Below are 18,807 nucleotides of genomic sequence, written 5' to 3' on the forward strand. Positions count from 1 at the left end.
TGGTCTAGACCGCGAGTGCAGAACTCTTCCCCTTACTGTTGCCGTTCTGCAATTTACCGGTATAGACCGCCAGGCGAACCCCGGCTTACGCTTGCGCAAACGCGTGGGGCCGTGACGCTCGCGGCCCCATACCCCTGGGCAGGGTCTGGCAGCTGGTACGGACCAGCACGACCCGTCCGATGAGAAGGCGGTACTTACGGTGAGAATGAGACTTGTGGGCGGCGCCGCTCTCGGCCTGGCTACCGTGCTGGTCCTGTCCAGCTGTGGCTCCGGCGCGTCGGAAGGCGGCGGCGACCAGGCGGCCGACGGCGGCCAGGTCACGCTGAAGATGGTCGCCGCCGACTACGGCGACGGCCCCGGCAAGCCCAACTCCGGAGAGAACTTCTGGAAGGGCGTGGTCGACGAGTTCCAGGCGGCCAACCCGAACATCAAGGTCGACGTCCAGGTCATCAACTGGAACGACATCGACAAGCAGGTCGCCACCATGATCCAGAACGGTCAGGTGCCCGACATCCTGCAGACCGGCGACTACTCCGGATTCGTCGCCGACGGCCTGCTCCACAAGGTCGACGAGGTCCTGTCGCCCGAGGTGTCCGGCGACATGCTGCAGAAGTTCGCCGAGTTCGGCAAGGTCGACGGCACGGCCTACGGCATCCCGTTCGTGTCCTCCGCCCGCGCCCTGTTCTACAACAAGGACCTGTTCGAGAAGGCCGGCGTCGCCGAGGCACCCAAGACCTGGGACGAGCTCAAGGCCGCGGCCGAGAAGCTCAAGGCCTCCGGCGTCAGCCAGCCGTTCGGCCTCCCGCTCGGCCAGGAGGAGGCGCAGGCCGAGTCGTTCCTGTGGATGCTCGGCAACGGCGGCGGCTACAAGGACGACGCCGGCAAGTGGGCGATCAACTCGCCGCAGAACGTCGAGACCTTCACCTACGTCAAGGGCCTCGTCGACGCCGGACTCACCACCCCCAACCCCGGCACCAAGGACCGCAAGACGGTCTGGGAGGACTTCGGCGCCGGCAAGGTCGGCATGGTCAACGGCGGACCCATGTCCATCCCGATCTTCGACGCGGCCGGCCTGAAGAACTACGGCGTCGCGCCCATCCCCGGCAAGACCGGCCCGCTCGACACCACCCTCGGCGTCATGGACTGGATCATGGCGTTCAACAAGAACGGCCGCGCCGAGGAGATCAAGAAGTTCTTCGACTTCTTCTACACCGGCTCCGCCGCTGAGAAGATCAGCGAGACGTACAAGCTGCTGCCCGTCACCAACGGCGGCATCGAGAAGCTGTCGGGCGACGAGAAGCTCAAGCCGTTCCTGGACGCGCTGCCCAACGCCAGCTTCTACCCGTTCCAGGACGAGAAGTGGGCCGAGCTGAACCCGGCGATCAAGCAGACCATCGGCGGCGCCGTCAAGGACGACCCCGCCGCGGTCCTCGGCGAACTCCAGAAGACCGCCGAGGCCGGCTGAACGACGGGGGCCCGTACGGCCGGCGTCTCACCTGAGGCGCCGGCCGTACCTCCACGGAGGAACTTATGAGAAGGTTGCGCGCCCTGGAGCCGCTGGCCTGGATCGGGCCCGCGGTGGTGCTGATCGCCGTCGTCGTGCTCTGGCCCGTCGTCGAGATGATCCGGTCCTCGTTCCTGGAGATCAGCCGGGTCGGCGTGGTCCGCGGCTGGAACGGCTTCGACAACTACGACAAGCTGTTCGCCGAGAAGGACTTCGCGGACATCATGGTCCGCAGCGTGGTCTGGGTGGTGGCCGTCGTCGTCCTCACCGTGGTGATCTCGCTCGCGCTCGCCCAGCTGTTCAACCAGCGCTTCCCCGGCCGCAAGGTCGCCCGCTGGGCGCTGATCGCGCCCTGGGCCGCGTCCGTGCTGATGACCGCCATCGTCTTCCGGTGGATGCTCGACCCGGAGGTCGGCGTCATCAACCAGATCAGGCTCAGACTCGGGCTCATCGACGCGCTCGGCGGAGCCTCCGCCGACCAGCTCGGCGACGCCTCCACCGCCATGCCGTGGCTGGTGTTCGTCGCGGTGTTCGTGTCCGTCCCCTTCACCACGTACGCGCTGCTCGCGGGCCTCGCCACCATCCCCGGTGACGTGTACGAGGCAGCCAAGATGGACGGCGCCTCCCGGCCGCGCACCTACTGGTCGATCACCCTGCCGCTGCTCCGGCCCGCGCTGACCGTCGCCGTGCTGATCAACATGATGAACGTCTTCAACAGCTTCCCGATCATCTGGGCGATGACGCACGGCCAGCCCGGATACTCGACGGCCACCTCGACCATCTTCATGTTCATCCTCAAGAGCTCCGACATCGGCGAGTCCGCCGCCATGTCGGTCGTCAACTTCGGAATGGTGCTGGTGATCACCGCGGTCTTCCTCAAGATCTCGCGCTGGAACAGGGCGGTGGCGTGATGGCAGTCGAGACGGCGCCCAAGGCGCCCGCCCGCCCCGCCCGCCGCCGGCCCGCGCCGGTCGGGCACCGCGCCATGCCCAGGCTCAAGACCACGGTGACCGCGGCCGTCGCCTACGTGGTCGCGTTCATCTTCCTGTTCCCATACCTGGTGATGCTGCTGACCTCGCTGCGTCCCCAGGAGACGCTGCGCGACGCCACCATCCTGCCCACGCAGTGGGAATGGGCCAACCTGGTCAACTTCTGGAGCAGCGGCCTCGCGGGCAACCTCGTCGTCACCCTCCAGGTGGCCGCCGGCTCCACCGTCCTGGTGCTCCTGGTGGCGCTGCCGGCCGCCTACTACTCCGCCCGGCACAACTTCAGGGGGCGGACATTCTTCCTGATCCTCGTGCTGATCACCCAGATGTTCCAGCCGACGGCCATGCTGGTGGGCATCTACCGCGAGTTCTCCCAGCTCGGGCTGGTCGACTCGATCTGGTCGCTGATCCTGGTCAACGGCGGGTTCAACCTGGCGTTCGCGGTGTGGATCCTGAACGCGTACTTCTCCTCGATCCCGCGCGAGTTGGAAGAGGCCGCGTTCATCGACGGCAACGGCCGGTTCGGCGCGCTGTTCCGCATCACGCTCCCGCTGGCCATGCCCGGGGTGATCACCGCGCTGATCTTCACGTTCATCGCGGCCTGGAACGAGTTCGTCGTCGCCCTGACCCTGACCACCACGCCGGAGAACCAGCCTCTGACCGTGGCGCTCAACTCGTTCATCGGCCAGTACCAGGTCGACTGGCAGAACCTGTTCGCCGGGTCGGTCATCGCCACCATCCCGGTGATCATCCTGTTCGCGTTGATCGAGCGGAAGGTGGTCGGCGGGTTGACGGCGGGGTCCATCAAGTGACGTCCGGCTGAGGACCCTCCCGAAGGTCCTCAGCCGGAGGCTCAGCCCAACTGCATGGCCCTCGCGGCAGACGCGCTCCGCGCGATCCCAGCTCGGGCTGTGTTGTGCGGGGGCGAGCCCCCGCGCCCCCCGGTCAAGGGCGTGGTCTTCGCGGTGGGTGGCGCTTCGCGCCGATCAGCTCAGGCGTGTAGTGCGGGGGCAGGCCCCCGCGCCCCCGAGCGAGAGGGCTACCGCCCCCTCGCGCTCCCCGGTCCCTGCCCAGCTCAGCGCCCTTTCCTGTGCGTCCCAGTTCAGCGGCGTTCGGTCCTTGCCCAGCTCGGTGCTCTGTCCCGTGGGGCCCGGTTCAGCGGCGCCCGGTCCTTGCCGAGTTCAGCGCCCTGACCCGTGCGGCCCAGTTCAGCGCCCTCCTTTGCGAGGATCGGCGGGAGCACGGGATAAAGGGCAGATTGGGCGCTCGGATCGCCGATCAGCCGGACCCGTCAAGGGCCGCGAGACCATGCTCCAGGAGCCGGTACAGATCAGCGACAGGCTGGACGCCGGGGACCGGCGGTCGGCCGTCGACCACCAGGCTGGGCACGCCGGTGACGCCGTGTTCGGCCGCGCGGCGCCGGTCGGCGCGGACCTCGTCGGCGTAGCCGTCGCCGGCCAGGACGGCGCGCACCTCATCACCGTCGAGCCCGGCCTGGTCACCGAGGCGACGCAGGACCTGCACATCGGCGACGTTCAGACCCTCGGTGTGGTAGGCGTGCAGCAGCAGTTCCATCATCTCGTCGGCGCGGTCGCGGTCGGCGGCCAGCTTGACCAGGCGGTGCGCGTCGAAGGTGTTCACCGGGCGAGCCAGATGCAGGTTCAGCTCCAGGCCCTCGGCCGCGCCCAGCGACCGGATCTGCTCGACGCGGGCGGGCGCCTGCTCGCCCCACCACTCGGCCATCGCCTCGGCAGCGGTCGGGCCGGGGGTGCGCTCCGCCTCCGGCGCCAGCTCGTAGCTGCGCCAGGCGACCTCGACGCGAGCGCGGCCGGAGTGCTGCGCCAGCGCGGCCGTCAGGCGTCTCTTGCCGATGTAGCACCACGGGCACAACACATCGGCGTAAATCTCAAGCTTCATGAATGACCTGCGCAATCGATCGTTACTGATGAGATGGGGTTCGCAGTGTCGGCAGGCATGGCCGCAAGCTGCCGGGCGCGATCACGGGTCCAAGCGCTGAGGGCCGGGACCGATCTCGCGGACGACGGTGTAAGTAGGGACTCCGGTCATGCGTGGTTCGGCCCTGCCGGCCAGGCTTTCCAGCGCCTTGCCGATGGCGGCCATCCGGCCCTCGGTATCGGAGGTCTCCACGAAGTGGCGGTAGTCCGCCTCGCTCGCCCAGTGCACGATGTTGTACACGCGTGTGCCGTCGGTGCTCACATGGAAGCGGGCCGAGTGGTATCCGGGATAGAAACGCACCCACCGCTCCTGGATCTCGGCGAAGGCCTCCACCAGCTCGCGCTGTGTGTCGACGCCGTCAACGGTGTAGTCGATGATCGAATAGAAAGCAGAATCCGCGCTCACGGACGCACTCCTCAAATCGCATACGAGGCAGGCCTCAGCGGCCATCGTGCAATCTCAACTGCGGTTGAGGTCAACCACATCTCGTCGCCATGTGCGGCCGATACGCCCAGATGGCGGGATCGAGCTGCGGCGCGGGCGCTGGACGGCGACTATCGGGCCGTTGAGCCGATGAGCTGCGCCGGGGATCAGGTCACGGCTGTCGGCCATGCCTCGGCACGTGTCCGCGGCCTTGGGGTCCCCTGGGTCCCGATCATTTCGGTGAGCCCATGGCACCGTCGTCCTGATCAGCCATGGGGACGCCCGGGGGCCGCGTGGGCAGGGACCGGGGAGCGCGAGGGGGCGGTAGCTCCCTCGCCCGGGGCGCGGGGGCTTGCCCCCGTACAACACGTCTGAGCTGATCGGCGCGGAGCGCCGCCCATTGTGAAGGCCGTGCCTTTGACCTGGGGCGCGGGGGCTTGCCCCCGCACAGCGCAGCCCGAGCTGGATTTCGCGCGGAGCGCGTCTACTGCGAGGCCCATGTCGCGCGGTTGCCCCGCATGCTGTGACCGCGGACTACGGCACCGGTGTCCACCTTCACGGATGCGCTCCGTACTCTCCGCGGAAACAGGCCAGCGCCACCTCGTCCTCGCGTGCGAGGTTCTCGGCAGCAACCTCCGCTGGCCGACATCCTGATCGGGAGGAAATGGCGAGAGCTGTGTGCGAAGGTTCCGCGTCGGCGCACCGCCACGGCGTGCAACCCTGACAGCGACGGCAACGACTGCGCCCCCGCGGAAACGATCTACGATCCGGACAAGGCCACGGGCTTCCTGCGAGCCGGCCGCTGAAGGGCTCTCATGGACTGGAAAGAGCGCGCCGAAGCACTGGCCGCCATCGCGACGCCGCCAGGGTCCCGCTGGCGGGCGCCGGTCGCTCGCACGCCCCGGCACACGTTCGTGCCTAACTGGTGGGAACCGGTGGAAGGCGGGTGGGCGCGGCGGGATGGCGCCTCTAACCCCGGACAGTGGCTGAAGGCGGCCTACACGAACGCCACACTGGTGACACGGATCGGGCCGCTGCACGCTGACCATGCCGATCCGGGCGCCCGCGCGTCAGGCCGCCCCACCTCGTCGTCCACCCTTCCCGGGCTGGTCGCCCAGATGTTCAGGCATGCCTCGATCGACGACTCGTGCACCGTCTTGGACGTGGGCGCCGGCAGCGGATACGGCACCGCCGTGCTGTGCGCTCGGCTCGGCGACGAGCGGGTGACGGCGATCGACGTGGACCCGTACCTCGTCGGAGCGGCACGGCGGCGGCTCGGGGAGGCCGGGTACGAGCCGCGGCTGATCGCCGGGGACGCGACGCGCCCGCTGGACGGGCAGTGGGACCGGATCGTCGCCACGGTGTCGGTACGGCCGATCCCGCCGTCCTGGCTGGCAGCTCTGCACACCGGCGGACGGCTGGCCACCACGATCTCCGGCATGGGGGTCATCCTCACGGCCGAGAAGAAGCCGGACGGCACCGCGACCGGCCGGATCGAGCGCGACCAGGCCATGTTCATGGGTACGCGGACGGGCGCCGACTATCCGCAGGCCGAGCACGCGCTCCTGGACCGGGCCCGCGTCGAGGAGGGCGAGCGGGTCGAGCGGGGCCGGTATCCGGTGGTGCTGGACGTGGTCGAGGCCTGGGACGTACGGACCATGCTGGAGATCAACGCCCCAGGCATCACGCACCATCACACGCGGGAGAACGGCATCCGGATCGCGATCATGGTGCATCCGGACGGATCGTGGGCGCGGGCCGAAGAGCGCGACGGGGAGGTCATCGTTCACCAGAGCGGGCCGCGCCGCCTGTGGGACTATCTGGACGAGGTGCGCGATCACTGGATTCGGCACGGCTTGCTGCCGTTCCATGGCGCGAAAGTGTTGATACGTCCAGATGGCGGGATCGAGCTGCGGCGCGGGCGCTGGACGGCGACCATCGGGCTGTCGAGCCGCTCCGGAGATCAGGCCACGGCTGTCGGCCTCGGGATCCCCTGGGGTCCCGATCAACCAGGTGGACCCATGCCACCGTCGTCCTGATCAGCTCTGGGGACACCCGGGCGCCGCATGGGCAGGGACCGGGGAGCGCGAGGGGGCGGTAGCTCCCTCGCCCGGGGGAGCGGGGGCTTGCCCCCGCACAGCGCAGCCCGAGCTGGATTTCGCGCGGAGCGCGTCTACTGCGAGGCCCATGTCACGCGGCCGGGCATGGTTCGCGCGGAGCAATCAGCCCGGCGAGCATCCGCCGTAGAACCAGCACCCGCACCGAGGAACCACGCGATGAGGAACAGTCAGCCGGGGACACGGGCCACGCAGAAGACCGTCTGCCCGAACGGCGGCCGGATGAAGCGCTCGATGAGCCGCGTCATCGGCACCACCGTGCGGTCGTAGATCTTGACCAGCCGCGGGTCCGGGTAACCCACCCCACCCCGGCGCACCGCCGCCCACCAGGCGATGCCGCCCAGGAAGTTGATCGGCTTGAGCACCTCGATGTCCAGCCCCGCCTTGCCCACGGTGGCGGCCAGCGTCTTGGGCGTGTAGCGCTGCACGTGGCCGACCTTGCGGTCGAAGTCGCCGTACAGCTGCATGTAGCCCGGCACCCAGATGACGATCCGCCCGCCCGGGAGGGTGACGCGCGCCAGCGAGCGCAGCGCTTCGGCGTCGTCCTCGATGTGCTCCAGGACGTTCATCATGACCACGGTGTCGACCTTGTCCTTGAGCGGGATCTCGGTCGGCAGGGCGAACTGCAGCACGTCGATGTCGTCGCGGTCGGCGAAGCGCTTCTTGAGCTGCTCGACGCAGTAGGGGTCGAAGTCGCTGACGACCAGCCGGTCGAGCCGCGGCAGGAACTGCTCGGCGAAGTGGCCGAGCCCGGAGCCGATCTCCAGCAGGGACCGGCCGACGTGGGGGGCGACCATGTCGAACTCGTACTTGCGGTAGTTTTTGGCCTCGTCACCGCCGAGGTGGTTCTCCAGGGCCTCGTCACCGGCTGCCGGTTGGACTACACGGTCATAACCAGAGGACATAGTCGCCGATCCTTACGGGTTCGCGGGAATGGGCCAGAGTCTAGTGCCCGCCTCGCGCCGAAGGTCACGGAACACTCTTCCGTACCCGCCACGAATGCGGTGGAATCAGTCACGCCCATGGATGACGACGAGGCCATCGCCCGCTCGCTGGAGGGCGACCTGACCGCCTACGAGGTGCTGGTCGCCCGTTACAGCGCGCTCGCGCACCGCACCGCGGTCCTGTTCGGCGCCCGAGACGAGGCCGAGGACGTGGTGCAGGAGGCGTTCGTCAAGGCGTTCCGGCATCTCAGGACGTTCCGCCGCGACGCGGGTTTCCGCCCGTGGCTGCTGCGTATCGTGGCCAACGAGACGCACAACCTGACGCGGGCGCGCGGCCGCAGGTCGGAGCTGACGGTACGGCTGAGCGCCACGGCCGAGGCGAAGGCCCCCGACGACCCCGAGGGCACGGCCGTGGCGACGGACCGGCGGGCCCGGCTGCTGGAGGCGGTCAGGGCGCTGCCCGAGCGGGAACGCAGAGCCGTCGTCTGCCGGTACTTCTTACAGCTGTCCGAGGCCGAGACCGCCCAGGTGCTCGGCTGGCCGGTCGGCACCGTCAAGTCCAGGACGCACCGCGGCCTGGCGAGGCTCAGGGAGGAGGCAGGGCATGAGCTCGGATGAGCGCTTCGACGACATCGAGGCCGAGTTGCGCGCCCTGGCCGGCTCCCTCGACGTGCCGGCCCCGCCGCCCGAGCAGGTGGCGGCGGCCGTAAGGACCAGGCTGGAAGCCCCGCGGCCGGTCAAGCGGAGGCGGCGGTGGCGGATCGTCGCGGTGGCGGTGGTCGCCCTGGTCGCCGTCACGGCGGCCACCCCGCAGGGCAGGCAGGCGGTGACCGCGATCCTCCGTTACGCCGGGATCGAGCTGCGGCTCGGCGGCGACACGCCGGCTCCGGTGCCCACGCCGGCGCCGCTGCCGGGGGAGCGGGAGGTGCCGCCTGACGAGGTCGCCGGGCAGGTCGCGTTCCCGGTCAGGACCCTGGCCGCGCTGGGCGAGCCGGAACGCGTGACGGTCGCCGACGGCGGCCGGGTGGTGTCGATGTTCTGGCCGGACGGCATCCGGCTGGACCAGTTCGACGGCCGGATGGACCCGTTCTTCTTCAAGCGGCTCGGCCCGCCGTTCCCCGACGAGGTCGAGGTCGACGGCGTCACCGGCTTCTGGCTGCCGGGCTCGCACCCCCTCGGCTACATCACCCGCGAGGGGGGCGGGGAGGTGCCGCTGCGCCAGGCCGGGCCCACCCTCATCTGGCAGGCGGGCGACGTCGGCCACCGGCTGGAGGGCGCCCCGTCGATGGCGCGGGCGGCCGAGCTGGCCGGCTCACTCCGGTGAGGCCAGCCAGTCGTCGACGCCCTTGATCAGCTCCTTGCGGACCGGCTCGGGCGCGGCGGACGACCTGATCGACTGGCGCGCCAGCTCGGCGATCTCCGCGTCGGTGAACCCGTACACCTCCCTGGCCAGCTCGTACTGGCGCAGCAGCCGGGCCCCGAACAGCAGCGGGTCGTCGGAGCCGAGCGCGACCGGCACCCCCGCCTCGAACAGCCTGCGCAGCGGCACGTCCGCCGCCCGCTCGGCCACCCCCAGCCCCACGTTGGAGGTCGGGCACACCTCGCAGCAGATCTGCCGCTCGGCCAGCCGCTCCATCAGCCACCGGTCCTCGGCCGCGCGCACGCCGTGGCCGACCCGGTCGGCGTCGAGGTCGTCGACGCACTGCGCCACGCTCCGCGGCCCCAGCAGCTCCCCGCCGTGCGGCACGGCCAGCAGCCCGGCCCGCTTGGCGATGCGGAACGCCCGGTCGAAGTCGCGGGCCTGGCCGCGCCGCTCGTCGTTGGACAGGCCGAACCCGACCACGCCCTTGCCGACGTACTGGGCGGCCAGCCGGGCGAGCGTGTTGGCGTCGAGGGGATGCCTGGTGCGGTTGGCGGCCACCACCACCGCGAGGCCGGTGCCCGTGGCCCGCGAAGCCTGCTCGGCCGCGTCCAGCACCAGCTCCAGCGTGGCCGTCAGGCCGCCGAACATCTGCTGGTAGCCCGACGGGTCGACCTGGATCTCCAGCCACCGCGACCCGGCCGCCGTCTCGTCCTCGGCGGTCTCGCGCAGCAGCCGGTAGACGTGCTCCGGCCGCCGCAGCACCGACCTGGCGATGTCGTACAGCCGCTGGAACCGGAACCAGCCGCGCTCGTCGGTCGCCCGCAACCGGGGCGGCCAGTCCTGCTCCAGCGCGTCGGGCAGGTGCAGGCCCTGCTCCCTGGCCAGCTCGATCAGGGTCGAGTGGCGCATGGAGCCGGTGAAGTGGAGATGCAGATGGGCCTTGGGCAGCGAGAGCAGGGACCTTGCCATCGCCATATTTTGCCACCGGACCGGGCCGCGACTTGCCGTGTCAGCACGGCTGTTGTAGGAGACTAGGGTCCTTCTTCCCGCGTTCCGGCCCTGGAGTGGTGATGCGGCGCCTGGCGACGGTGCTCCTGACACTGAGCCTTGCCGCGTGCGGCCCGTCCGCCCCCGCGCCGCAGATCGGCCGGCCCAGCCCGGTCGCCGCCGTGACGGGCCCCACGCTGTCGTGCGGCTCCGCACCCGTCGGCGTCGCCGCCATGCCCGTCGGCACCACGAGATCCGGTACGTTCCGGCACGTCAGATCCCTCACCCGGAAGCTGAAGGTCAGGGGCGAGACCTGGAGCCGGGGCGCCGAGCGACTGCACGTCGGCGTCGTCTGCGGGGTCAGGACCGCCGAGGAGTTCGCCACCCTCGTCGACCGGGCCACGCTCGGCATGCACCACGGCAAGCCCGCGCTGAGCTGGGAGACCCGGGGCGACCTGCACAACTTCATGTGGCTGGAGCGCCCCGGCACCGCCGTCTACGTCGCCGCGACCCCCGGCCTGTCCACGGAGATCGACCGCATCGCCGACGAGGTGACCGGGTAACCCCCCTCGTTGCGGACGTCGCCGTGATCGCCCCGCGCGTTGCCGGGCGACGCGGTCAGTGGGCCTCGGCCAGCAGCTTGGCGAGGCGGCTGACGCCCTCCACCAGGTCGTCGTCGCCCAGCGCGTACGACAGGCGGAAGTAGCCGGGGGTGCCGAACGCCTCGCCGGGCACCACCGCCACCTCCGCCTCCTCCAGGATCAGCTCGGCCAGCTCGGCCGACGACCCCGGGCGGCGCCCGCGCAGCTCCTTGCCGATGAGCTCCTTGACCGCCGGGTAGGCGTAGAACGCGCCCTTCGGCTCCGGGCACAACACGCCCGGGATCTCGTTGAGCATCCGCACCATCGTCTGGCGGCGCCGGTCGAACGCCTCACGCATCCGCGCCACCGCGGACAGGTCGCCGGAGACCGCCGCCAGCGCGGCCATCTGCGAGACGTTGGAGACGTTGGAGGTGGCGTGCGACTGCAGGTTGGTCGCCGCCTTGACCACGTCGGGCGGCCCGATCAGCCAGCCGACCCGCCAGCCCGTCATCGCGTACGTCTTGGCCACGCCGTTGAGGATCACGACCTGGTCGCCCAGCTCGGGGACGGCCGTGGCGATGCTGGTGAACTCGGCGCCGCCGTATGTCAGATGCTCGTAGATCTCGTCGGTGACCACCCACAGGCCGTGCTCGGCCGCCCAGCGGCCGATCTCGACCGTCTGCTCGCGCGAGTAGACGGCGCCCGTCGGGTTGGACGGCGAGACGAACAGCAGGACCTTCGTGCGGTCGGTGCGGGCCGCCTCCAGCTGCTCGACGCCCGCCAGGTAGCCCGTCGTCTCGTCGGTGACGACGTCGACCTGGACGCCCCCGGCCAGCTTGATCGCCTCCGGGTAGGTCGTCCAGTAGGGGGCCACGACCAGGACCTCGTCGCCCGGGTCGAGCAGCGTGGCGAACGCCTCGTAGACGGCCTGCTTGCCGCCGTTGGTCACCAGCACCCGCGACGCGTCGGCCTCGTAGCCGGAGTCGCGCCGCGTCTTGGCGGCGATCGCCTGCTTCAGCTCGGGCAGGCCGCCCGCCGGGGTGTACTTGTGGAAGCGGGGCTCGCGCGCCGCGGCCACGGCGGCCTCGACGATGTAGTCGGGCGTCGGGAAGTCGGGCTCGCCCGCGCCGAAGCCGATGATCGGACGGCCGGCCGCCTTCATCGCCTTCGCCTTGGCGTCCACGGCGAGGGTCGCGGACTCGGAAATCGCGGAAATCCGTGTGGAGACACGGCGTCGGGTGGACATGCCTCCATGCTCCCACGCGTGCCCCCACGCCATGTGACCTGCGCGATCAGGTTTGGGTTCGACGTGGCGGGCAATCTTCCGTACACTTTCGCCAGGTCCTGCAGCCGCATGTCGATGTGGCGTTCGGTCCAGGCAGTAAGTCGATCAGGGTAGTGTGGTTGACGACATAGGGCACTGGCGCAATTGGTAGCGCACCGGTCTCCAAAACCGGCGGTTGGGGGTTCGAGTCCCTCGTGCCCTGCGAGTGCGGTCCGCGCAATAATGGCGTGTAGGCGCCGCATAACTGCGTTGGATACGACCGATTTCAGGTGAGGACTGTGGCGATCGACACGCGCGGCGAGACCGCAGGCAAGCCCAGTGGTGAGAAGAAGCGTACTTCTCCGGCCCTGTTCTACCGTCAGGTCGTGGCCGAGCTGCGCAAGGTCATTTGGCCGACGCGCAAGGAGCTGGTCACGTACACCACGGTTGTCATGGTGTTCGTGCTGATCATGGTCGGCATCATCTACGGCCTCGACGCCGCGTTCGGCTGGGCCGTCCTGCAGATTTTCGGCGGCTGATTCTGACGCAGACGGCGCGCGCCTGACGGAGCCGCCGTTCGATACCGACGAAAGAGGAAGAGTCACCGTGTCCGAATCTTCAGTGCCGGCCGACGAGCCCCGCGAGAAGTGGGACGCCGAGCCGGAAGAGGCCTCCCAGGCCGCTGAGGAGACCGTCGAAGACGTCGTGGACAGCGACGAGGTCGACGAGACCGCCGAGGCGGCCGTCGTCGAGGAGGACGGTGACGTCGAGCCCGACGTCGACCCGGTCGAGGAGTTCAAGCGTTCGCTCCGCGGCCTGCCGGGCGAGTGGTACGTGATCCACTCCTACGCCGGTTACGAGAACCGCGTGAAGTCCAACATCGAGAGCCGCAACGTGTCGCTCAACATGGAGGACTACATCTACCAGGTCGAGGTGCCGACGCACACCGTCCAGGAGTTCAAGAGCGGCAAGAAGGTGCCGGTCAAGGAGCGCGTGCTGCCCGGCTACGTCCTGGTGCGCATGGAGCTGACCGACGAGTCCTGGGCCGCGGTGCGCAACACCCCGGGCGTGACCGGTTTCGTCGGCCTGTCCAACAAGCCCAGCCCGCTCAGCCTCGACGAGGTGGCCAAGCTGCTCGCCCCGGAGCCGACCGAGGAGAGCAAGAAGACCGCCGCCAAGACGCCCTCCGGCCCCGCCGTCGAGTTCGAGATCGGCGAGTCCGTCACCGTCATGGACGGCCCGTTCGCCACCCTGCCCGCCTCGGTCAGCGAGATCAGCCCCGAGTCGCAGAAGCTCAAGGTGCTGGTCTCGATCTTCGGCCGGGAGACCCCGGTGGAGCTGTCGTTCAACCAGGTCTCGAAGATCTGAGACGATCACCTACAATTAAACGTTCGGTCGGCCGCCTGTCGCGAAGGGCGGCCTTCCGACATGTCCGGGCGCACCCGCGTTCCGGAAGGCATCACCATCAGGACCCGGAGAAGGACTCATGCCTCCGAAGAAGAAGATCGCGGCTCTGGTCAAGGTCCAGCTTCCCGCTGGCCAGGCCACGCCCGCACCGCCGGTCGGTACCGCCCTCGGTCCCCACGGCGTCAACATCATGGACTTCGTGAAGCAGTACAACGCTGCGACCGAGGCCCAGCGGGGCAACATCATCCCCGTCGAGATCACCATTTTCGAAGACCGCAGCTTCACCTTCGTCACGAAGACGCCTCCTGCGCCCGAGCTGATCAAGAAGGCGCTGGGTCTCGACAAGGGCAGCGCGACCCCGCACAAGGACAAGGTGGGCAAGCTCAGCCGCGAGCAGCTGCGCAGCATCGCCGAGACGAAGATGCCCGACCTCAACGCCAACAGCGTCGAGCAGGCCGAGAAGATCATCGCCGGCACCGCCCGTTCCATGGGCATCACCGTCGCCGACTAAGCACTTCCCCACCCGTGGGAGGGCCGCCCGCCGGCCCGCACACCACAAGGAGACAGACATGCAGCGCAGCAAGGCGCACAAGGACGCGGCGGCCAAGGTCGACCGCGACAAGCTCTACAGCCCGGCCGACGCGGCCAGGCTGGCCAAGGAGACGTCGACCACCAAGTTCGACTCCACCGTCGAGGTGGCGCTGAGGCTGGGCGTCGACCCCCGCAAGGCCGACCAGATCGTGCGCGGCACGGTCAACCTCCCGCACGGCACCGGTAAGACCGCCCGGGTCCTGGTCTTCGCGACCGGTGACCGTGCTGAGGCGGCCCGCGAGGCGGGCGCCGACATCGTCGGGGCCGACGAGCTGATCGACGAGATCTCCAAGGGCAACCGGCTCAACGAGTTCGACGCCGTGGTGGCCACGCCCGACCTGATGGGCAAGGTCGGCCGCCTGGGCCGCGTCCTCGGCCCGCGCGGTCTCATGCCCAACCCGAAGACCGGCACGGTGACGCCCGACGTGGCCAAGGCCGTGACCGAGATCAAGGGCGGCAAGATCGAGTTCCGCACCGACCGGCAGGCCAACCTCCACTTCATCATCGGCAAGACGTCGTTCCCCGAGCGCCAGCTCCTGGAGAACTACGCGGCCGCGCTCGACGAGGTGCTGCGGCTCAAGCCGTCGGCGGCCAAGGGCCGCTACATCAAGAAGGTGACGTTCTCCACGACCATGGGCCCCGGTGTCCCGGTCGACCCCAACGTCACCCGCGGCATCGTCGGCGAGCTCGACGCCGTCTGACGAGTTTTTCTGGAAAGGCCCCGGCGTGCTCCGCGCCGGGGCTTTCCCATGTCCGGGGCCTTTTTCCCGGGTCCGGATATTCACGGCTTCCTTCGTACGGAACGCCTCTCAGGGACATCCCTGGGTTTTCCATGAGAAGCTGCGGGAAAGCGCTACGAGAAGCCAGCTGACACGTAGGGTCGATACATGTTCAAGCGCAGGTTTTCTCTCGCCATCGCCGCGGCCGCGGCCGCTCTGGCCGCGACAGCGGTCGCCGGCTGTGGAACTAACGCGCAGCCCATTCAGGTGAATCTCGCCGCCTCCGAGGTGCTCGCCCAGGCGGCCCAGAAGACGACAGAGGTCAGTTCTTACACGGTTGACGCGGTCGTCGACGTCTCGCACCCGCAGGAGGGCGAGGGCAAGGTTCAGGGCCGCATGGTCTACCAGAGCCAGCCCCAGCTCGCCCTTGACCTGACCGTGGACACCGCCGGCGTCGGCGGCAGGGAGCTGCCCGGCGGCGCCCGGGTGATCCTCCAGGGCGACACGGCGTACGTCAAGGTCGAGACGCTCAACAAGGTGCTCGGCGCCACCAAGCCGTGGATCAAGGTGCCGCTCGCCGAGGCCGGCGACCGTGCCCAGGTGGACCAGATGCTGGGCCAGGTGCAGCAGTTCGACCTGGCGAACGTGACCAAGATGATCACCACGTCGCAGGACGTCAAGGCGGCCGGCAACGAGAGCGTGGGCGGCACCGACACCACCCACTACAGCGGCACCTTCCCGGTGGAGGCGGCCGTGCAGCAGCTGCCCGCCGAGGAGCAGGACCAGGCGCGGAAGAACCTGGCCGAGCTGAAGGACGTCAAGTTCGACATCTGGGTCGCCGCCGACGGCCTGCCCCGCAAGCTGACCCTGAGCGGCGCCAAGGAGGGCGGCACGCTCGACGCGACGCTGATGTTCAAGGGCTACAACGAGCCCGTCGACATCCAGGCCCCGCCCGCCGACCAGGTCGGTGAGCTGCCGAAGGGCACCACCAACTGAGAACGATTTGGAAACTCGGCGGCCAGCACGTAGTCTGGTCGTTGCCGAAGACCGCCGGTCGTCGCCAGGTGCCTCAAAGCCTGGCGACCGAAGGATCCACCTCAGGTGGACGGCCCGCGCAGGTGTGATGCGAGTTTCCCATATGGTGCATTCCATGTGTGTGAGCCCCGTGTGCGCCCTGCGCCCGGGGCTGTTCTCATGTCAGGGCCCTTCACCGGTGGCACACCTGGAAGGAGGCCCATGGCGAGGGCGGATAAGGCGACAGCGGTTGCCGAGCTCAAGAGCGAGTTCGAAGGCAGCGCCGCCGCCGTTCTGACCGAGTACCGCGGTCTCACCGTTGCCCAGCTCAAGCAGCTGCGCGTCTCTCTCGGTGAGAATGCGAAGTTCGCCGTGGCGAAGAACACCCTGACCAAGATCGCGGCCAACGAGGCCGGTCTCGCGGGTCTCGACGACCTGCTCACCGGGCCGACCGCGATCGCCTTCGTCAACGGCGACGTTGTTGAGGCCGCCAAGGGTCTGCGTGACTTCGCCAAGGCCAATCCCCTTCTGGTGATCAAGGGTGGTGTCCTCGACGGCAAGACGCTGGACGCCACTGAGATCACCAAGCTCGCCGACCTCGAGTCCCGCGAGGTTCTCCTCGCGAAGCTTGCTGGCGCGATCAAGGCGAAGCAGAGCGCTGCCGCCGCTATGTTCGCCGCGCTGCCCACCAACATGGCTCAGCTGGCCGACGCTCTTCGCGCCAAGCGCGAAGAGGCGGGCGAGTAGCTCGGGGATTGCCGCAACACCGCGGTCCCGTTCCTAAATTTCGCAAGTCCCTTACGGAGGAAACATCATGGCGAAGCTCAGCACCGACGAGCTGCTCGACGCGTTCAAGGAGATGACCCTCCTCGAGCTTTCCGAGTTCGTTAAGCAGTTCGAGGAGACCTTCGACGTCAAGGCCGCCGCCCCGGTCGCGGTCGCCGCCGCTCCGGCCGCCGCCGGTGGTGGCGAGGCCGCCGCCGCTGCCGAGGAGCAGGACGAGTTCGACGTCATCCTCGAGGCCGCCGGCGACAAGAAGATCCAGGTCATCAAGGAGATCCGCGCCCTCACGTCCCTCGGCCTGAAGGAGGCCAAGGACCTGGTGGACGGCGCTCCGAAGAACGTCTTCGACGGCAAGGTCAACAAGGAGCAGGCGGAGAAGGCCAAGGCTGCCCTGGAGGGCGCCGGCGCCACCGTCACGGTCAAGTAAGACCGAACGCTTCGAAAGGGGCGGTCACACCCAGGTGCCGGGTGTGCCGCCCCTTTCGCATGCCCGACCGCGATCCATGCCATTCGGGTCCGGTTCGTACCGTGTGGGGCGATTGGCAGGTCCCGGAGAAGGCGGGCGGGTTATGATCCCGGCGACCGGCCGGGAGGGGGTGAGCGCGGATGTCCCGCATGGTCGTCCCGGTGCTCGCCGTCCTGGCGGCGCTGCTCGCGGCGGCGGCGGTCTGGCTCGGCGTGCAGGAGCGCGACGCACAGGCCAGGGCCGACGACCGGCAGGCGGTGCTGCGCGCGGCGGGCACGCACGCGATGAACCTGCTCTCGCTCCACCACGAGACCGTCGACTCCGACGTGCACCGCATCCTGACCAGCTCCACCGGCGCCGCCAGGGCCGCGTACGAGGCCGCGGCGGACGAGATGATGCGGACCACGCGCAAGAACAAGGTCATCCAGGAGGGCGTGGTACGCGCGGCAGGGCTGGAGTCGATCTCCGGGGACACCGCCAGGGCGCTCGTGGTGGCCGACGTGGTGATCCGCTGGGACGGTTCCGACGACGCGCCCCAGGAGCGCTTCTACCGGTGGCGGATGGACCTGGCCAAGGTTCAAGGGGTCTGGCTGGTGTCGAAGGCGGAGCAGGTCACGTGAGGGCCGTCCTGGTGGTGCTCGGCGTCCTGGTGCTCGCCCTGGGCGCGGCGGCGGGCGTGCTCTGGTCCGACTGGCGGGCCCTGCGCGGCGGCGAGGCCGCGGGCGCGGAGGCCATGGCGGCCGCCAAGGCGGTCGCGCCGGAGCTGCTCTCGTACGACTACCGCACGGTCGAGCGGGACCTGGCGCGCGCGGGGCAGCACACCACCGGGGCGCTCACCCGGCAGTACGCGGAGCTGTCGGGGTCCCTGTCGACCAGAGCCAAGGAACGCAAGATGGTCCAGACCGCCTCCGTCGTGGCCGCGGCGGTGGAGCGGGCGGAGCCGGACAGGGTGGAGGTTCTTCTGTTCGTGAACACGGGTACGATCACGGAGGCCGCGGGGAAGGCCGGGCCGCGCCAGCAGGTCAGCCAGACCCGGGCCAGGTTCGTCATGATCAGGCAGGGCGGCAGGTGGCTCGTCTCGGACCTGTCGACTCTGCTCGGGACCGCCTGAGAGGGCCCCCGGGCGCGCCGTGTCCTTCAATTGTTACCAAAAACTAGGTTTAGTGAGTCCTTTGTCGCGGGTATCTCCGTCACTGCTACACCGGTTGTCGGCCTGGGTTCGACCCCCGGTGTGACGGAGCGTTAACCGCCCCCGTTCGCGGGTATCGTCTTGGGCCTGGCGGTAGGCGATCAGTCACACAGGGGAGAAAACCCAGCGTCTGAGCCCCTAGGCGGCTAAAAGTCGGGCTTGCGGGCTTGACGGATTCGTTCAGACGAGCGATGCTGCGACCAACGTGAAGCATGCAGCGAGAGCGAAGTGGACAGGCGTGTGCCGTTCGGCTACACTGCCCCTTTGCGCTGCCCTTTGACGACCCGCTCCGCTTGCTCACGTTGCGAGGTTGTCTGGCGTGCGTGTAGTCAGTCCGCCGCGAGCCCTCGGAAGGACATCTGTTGGCAGCCTCGCGCAACGCCTCCGCCGTACCCGCTGGTCCCCGTCGCGTCTCTTTCTCGCGTATCCAGGAGCCGCTCGAAGTTCCTGACCTTCTCGCTCTGCAGACCGAGTCGTTCGACTGGCTGCTCGGCAACGAGAAGTGGAAGGGCC

Annotated in this window: 21 protein-coding genes and 1 tRNA gene; 17 read left to right on the plus strand and 5 right to left on the minus strand. The window is 69.2% G+C overall.

The genetic code is table 11. The features are described from left to right. The first annotated feature begins 205 nt into the window (after positions 1-205). From ABD999_RS35400 to ABD999_RS35410, 3 genes are all read left to right on the plus strand, one after another. Positions 206-1,465, plus strand: a complete 1,260-nt coding sequence (locus ABD999_RS35400) for an extracellular solute-binding protein (protein WP_148036754.1) — start codon at positions 206-208, stop codon at positions 1,463-1,465. Positions 1,466-1,530: 65 nt separating this feature from the next. Then, complete coding sequence (locus ABD999_RS35405) at positions 1,531-2,415, plus strand: carbohydrate ABC transporter permease (protein WP_148036755.1); 885 nt, start codon at positions 1,531-1,533, stop codon at positions 2,413-2,415. Continuing rightward, on the plus strand, positions 2,415-3,302 hold the full coding sequence (locus ABD999_RS35410) for a carbohydrate ABC transporter permease (RefSeq protein WP_148036756.1): 888 nt from the start codon (positions 2,415-2,417) through the stop codon (positions 3,300-3,302). Before ABD999_RS35405 ends, ABD999_RS35410 begins: the two co-directional genes overlap by 1 nt. A 466-nt stretch (positions 3,303-3,768) precedes the next feature. Here the strand turns inward: ABD999_RS35410 and ABD999_RS35415 are convergent, their stop codons facing one another. Then, the gene (locus ABD999_RS35415) at positions 3,769-4,407 is read right to left on the minus strand and encodes a DsbA family oxidoreductase (RefSeq protein ID WP_271279679.1); all 639 of its coding nucleotides are present in this window, start codon (positions 4,405-4,407) and stop codon (positions 3,769-3,771) included. Positions 4,408-4,488: 81 nt separating this feature from the next. After that, positions 4,489-4,851 (minus strand): antibiotic biosynthesis monooxygenase family protein, encoded by a 363-nt coding sequence (locus tag ABD999_RS35420; protein ID WP_271279680.1) that lies wholly within the window; start codon positions 4,849-4,851, stop codon positions 4,489-4,491. An 833-nt stretch (positions 4,852-5,684) separates the two neighbouring features. Here ABD999_RS35420 and ABD999_RS35425 point away from each other — a divergent pair. Continuing rightward, complete coding sequence (locus tag ABD999_RS35425; RefSeq protein ID WP_271279681.1) at positions 5,685-6,908, plus strand: methyltransferase domain-containing protein; 1,224 nt, start codon at positions 5,685-5,687, stop codon at positions 6,906-6,908. Positions 6,909-7,156: 248 nt separating this feature from the next. Here the strand turns inward: ABD999_RS35425 and ABD999_RS35430 are convergent, their stop codons facing one another. After that, positions 7,157-7,891 carry a class I SAM-dependent methyltransferase gene (locus ABD999_RS35430; RefSeq protein WP_271279682.1) on the minus strand — a complete coding sequence of 245 codons (735 nt, stop codon included), beginning with the start codon at positions 7,889-7,891 and terminating at the stop codon, positions 7,157-7,159. Positions 7,892-8,008: 117 nt separating this feature from the next. Between ABD999_RS35430 and ABD999_RS35435 the strand changes: the two genes are divergently transcribed. After that, positions 8,009-8,548, plus strand: a complete 540-nt coding sequence (locus ABD999_RS35435; protein WP_148036761.1) for an RNA polymerase sigma factor — start codon at positions 8,009-8,011, stop codon at positions 8,546-8,548. After that, on the plus strand, positions 8,535-9,254 hold the full coding sequence (locus tag ABD999_RS35440; RefSeq protein WP_271279683.1) for a hypothetical protein: 720 nt from the start codon (positions 8,535-8,537) through the stop codon (positions 9,252-9,254). The genes ABD999_RS35435 and ABD999_RS35440 overlap by 14 nt, the downstream gene beginning before the upstream one ends. Here the strand turns inward: ABD999_RS35440 and ABD999_RS35445 are convergent. Then, positions 9,243-10,268: an adenosine deaminase gene (locus ABD999_RS35445; protein ID WP_378525274.1), complete on the minus strand. Its 1,026-nt coding sequence runs from the start codon at positions 10,266-10,268 to the stop codon at positions 9,243-9,245. The genes ABD999_RS35440 and ABD999_RS35445 overlap by 12 nt on opposite strands. A 95-nt stretch (positions 10,269-10,363) precedes the next feature. On the opposite strand from ABD999_RS35445, the gene ABD999_RS35450 reads away from it, so the two are divergent. After that, positions 10,364-10,843 carry a hypothetical protein gene (locus ABD999_RS35450; protein WP_271279684.1) on the plus strand — a complete coding sequence of 160 codons (480 nt, stop codon included), beginning with the start codon at positions 10,364-10,366 and terminating at the stop codon, positions 10,841-10,843. Positions 10,844-10,898: 55 nt separating this feature from the next. Here the strand turns inward: ABD999_RS35450 and ABD999_RS35455 are convergent, their stop codons facing one another. Further along, complete coding sequence (locus ABD999_RS35455; RefSeq protein ID WP_271279685.1) at positions 10,899-12,107, minus strand: pyridoxal phosphate-dependent aminotransferase; 1,209 nt, start codon at positions 12,105-12,107, stop codon at positions 10,899-10,901. A 168-nt stretch (positions 12,108-12,275) separates the two neighbouring features. Here ABD999_RS35455 and ABD999_RS35460 point away from each other — a divergent pair. From ABD999_RS35460 to ABD999_RS35505, 10 genes are all read left to right on the plus strand, one after another. Then, positions 12,276-12,348: transfer RNA gene (locus tag ABD999_RS35460), tRNA-Trp, on the plus strand. Between the two features lie 76 nt (positions 12,349-12,424). Then, positions 12,425-12,664, plus strand: coding sequence for a preprotein translocase subunit SecE (gene secE, locus ABD999_RS35465; protein WP_148036766.1), 240 nt, complete (start codon positions 12,425-12,427; stop codon positions 12,662-12,664). A gap of 67 nt (positions 12,665-12,731) precedes the next feature. After that, complete coding sequence (gene nusG / locus ABD999_RS35470; protein ID WP_148036767.1) at positions 12,732-13,493, plus strand: transcription termination/antitermination protein NusG; 762 nt, start codon at positions 12,732-12,734, stop codon at positions 13,491-13,493. A 118-nt stretch (positions 13,494-13,611) separates the two neighbouring features. Next, a complete protein-coding gene (rplK, locus tag ABD999_RS35475) occupies positions 13,612-14,043 on the plus strand; it encodes a 50S ribosomal protein L11 (protein ID WP_148036768.1) in 432 nt (143 codons plus the stop codon). A gap of 58 nt (positions 14,044-14,101) precedes the next feature. Next, positions 14,102-14,824 carry a 50S ribosomal protein L1 gene (gene rplA, locus ABD999_RS35480; RefSeq protein ID WP_148036769.1) on the plus strand — a complete coding sequence of 241 codons (723 nt, stop codon included), beginning with the start codon at positions 14,102-14,104 and terminating at the stop codon, positions 14,822-14,824. Positions 14,825-15,010: 186 nt separating this feature from the next. Next, the gene (locus ABD999_RS35485; RefSeq protein ID WP_271279686.1) at positions 15,011-15,838 is read left to right on the plus strand and encodes an SCO4651 family lipoprotein; all 828 of its coding nucleotides are present in this window, start codon (positions 15,011-15,013) and stop codon (positions 15,836-15,838) included. 240 nt (positions 15,839-16,078) lie between these two features. After that, positions 16,079-16,603 (plus strand): 50S ribosomal protein L10, encoded by a 525-nt coding sequence (gene rplJ / locus ABD999_RS35490; RefSeq protein WP_148036771.1) that lies wholly within the window; start codon positions 16,079-16,081, stop codon positions 16,601-16,603. 67 nt (positions 16,604-16,670) lie between these two features. Beyond that, positions 16,671-17,066, plus strand: coding sequence for a 50S ribosomal protein L7/L12 (rplL, locus tag ABD999_RS35495; RefSeq protein ID WP_148036772.1), 396 nt, complete (start codon positions 16,671-16,673; stop codon positions 17,064-17,066). 179 nt (positions 17,067-17,245) lie between these two features. Then, positions 17,246-17,725 (plus strand): hypothetical protein, encoded by a 480-nt coding sequence (locus ABD999_RS35500; protein WP_148036773.1) that lies wholly within the window; start codon positions 17,246-17,248, stop codon positions 17,723-17,725. Further along, entirely contained in the window at positions 17,722-18,216 is a 495-nt protein-coding gene (locus ABD999_RS35505) for a hypothetical protein (RefSeq protein WP_271279687.1), read from the plus strand. Before ABD999_RS35500 ends, ABD999_RS35505 begins: the two co-directional genes overlap by 4 nt. Positions 18,217-18,807 lie beyond the last annotated feature (591 nt).

Origin of the sequence: Nonomuraea ferruginea (genome assembly GCF_039540635.1) — a bacterium.
Taxonomy (GTDB): Bacteria; Actinomycetota; Actinomycetes; order Streptosporangiales; family Streptosporangiaceae; genus Nonomuraea; species Nonomuraea ferruginea.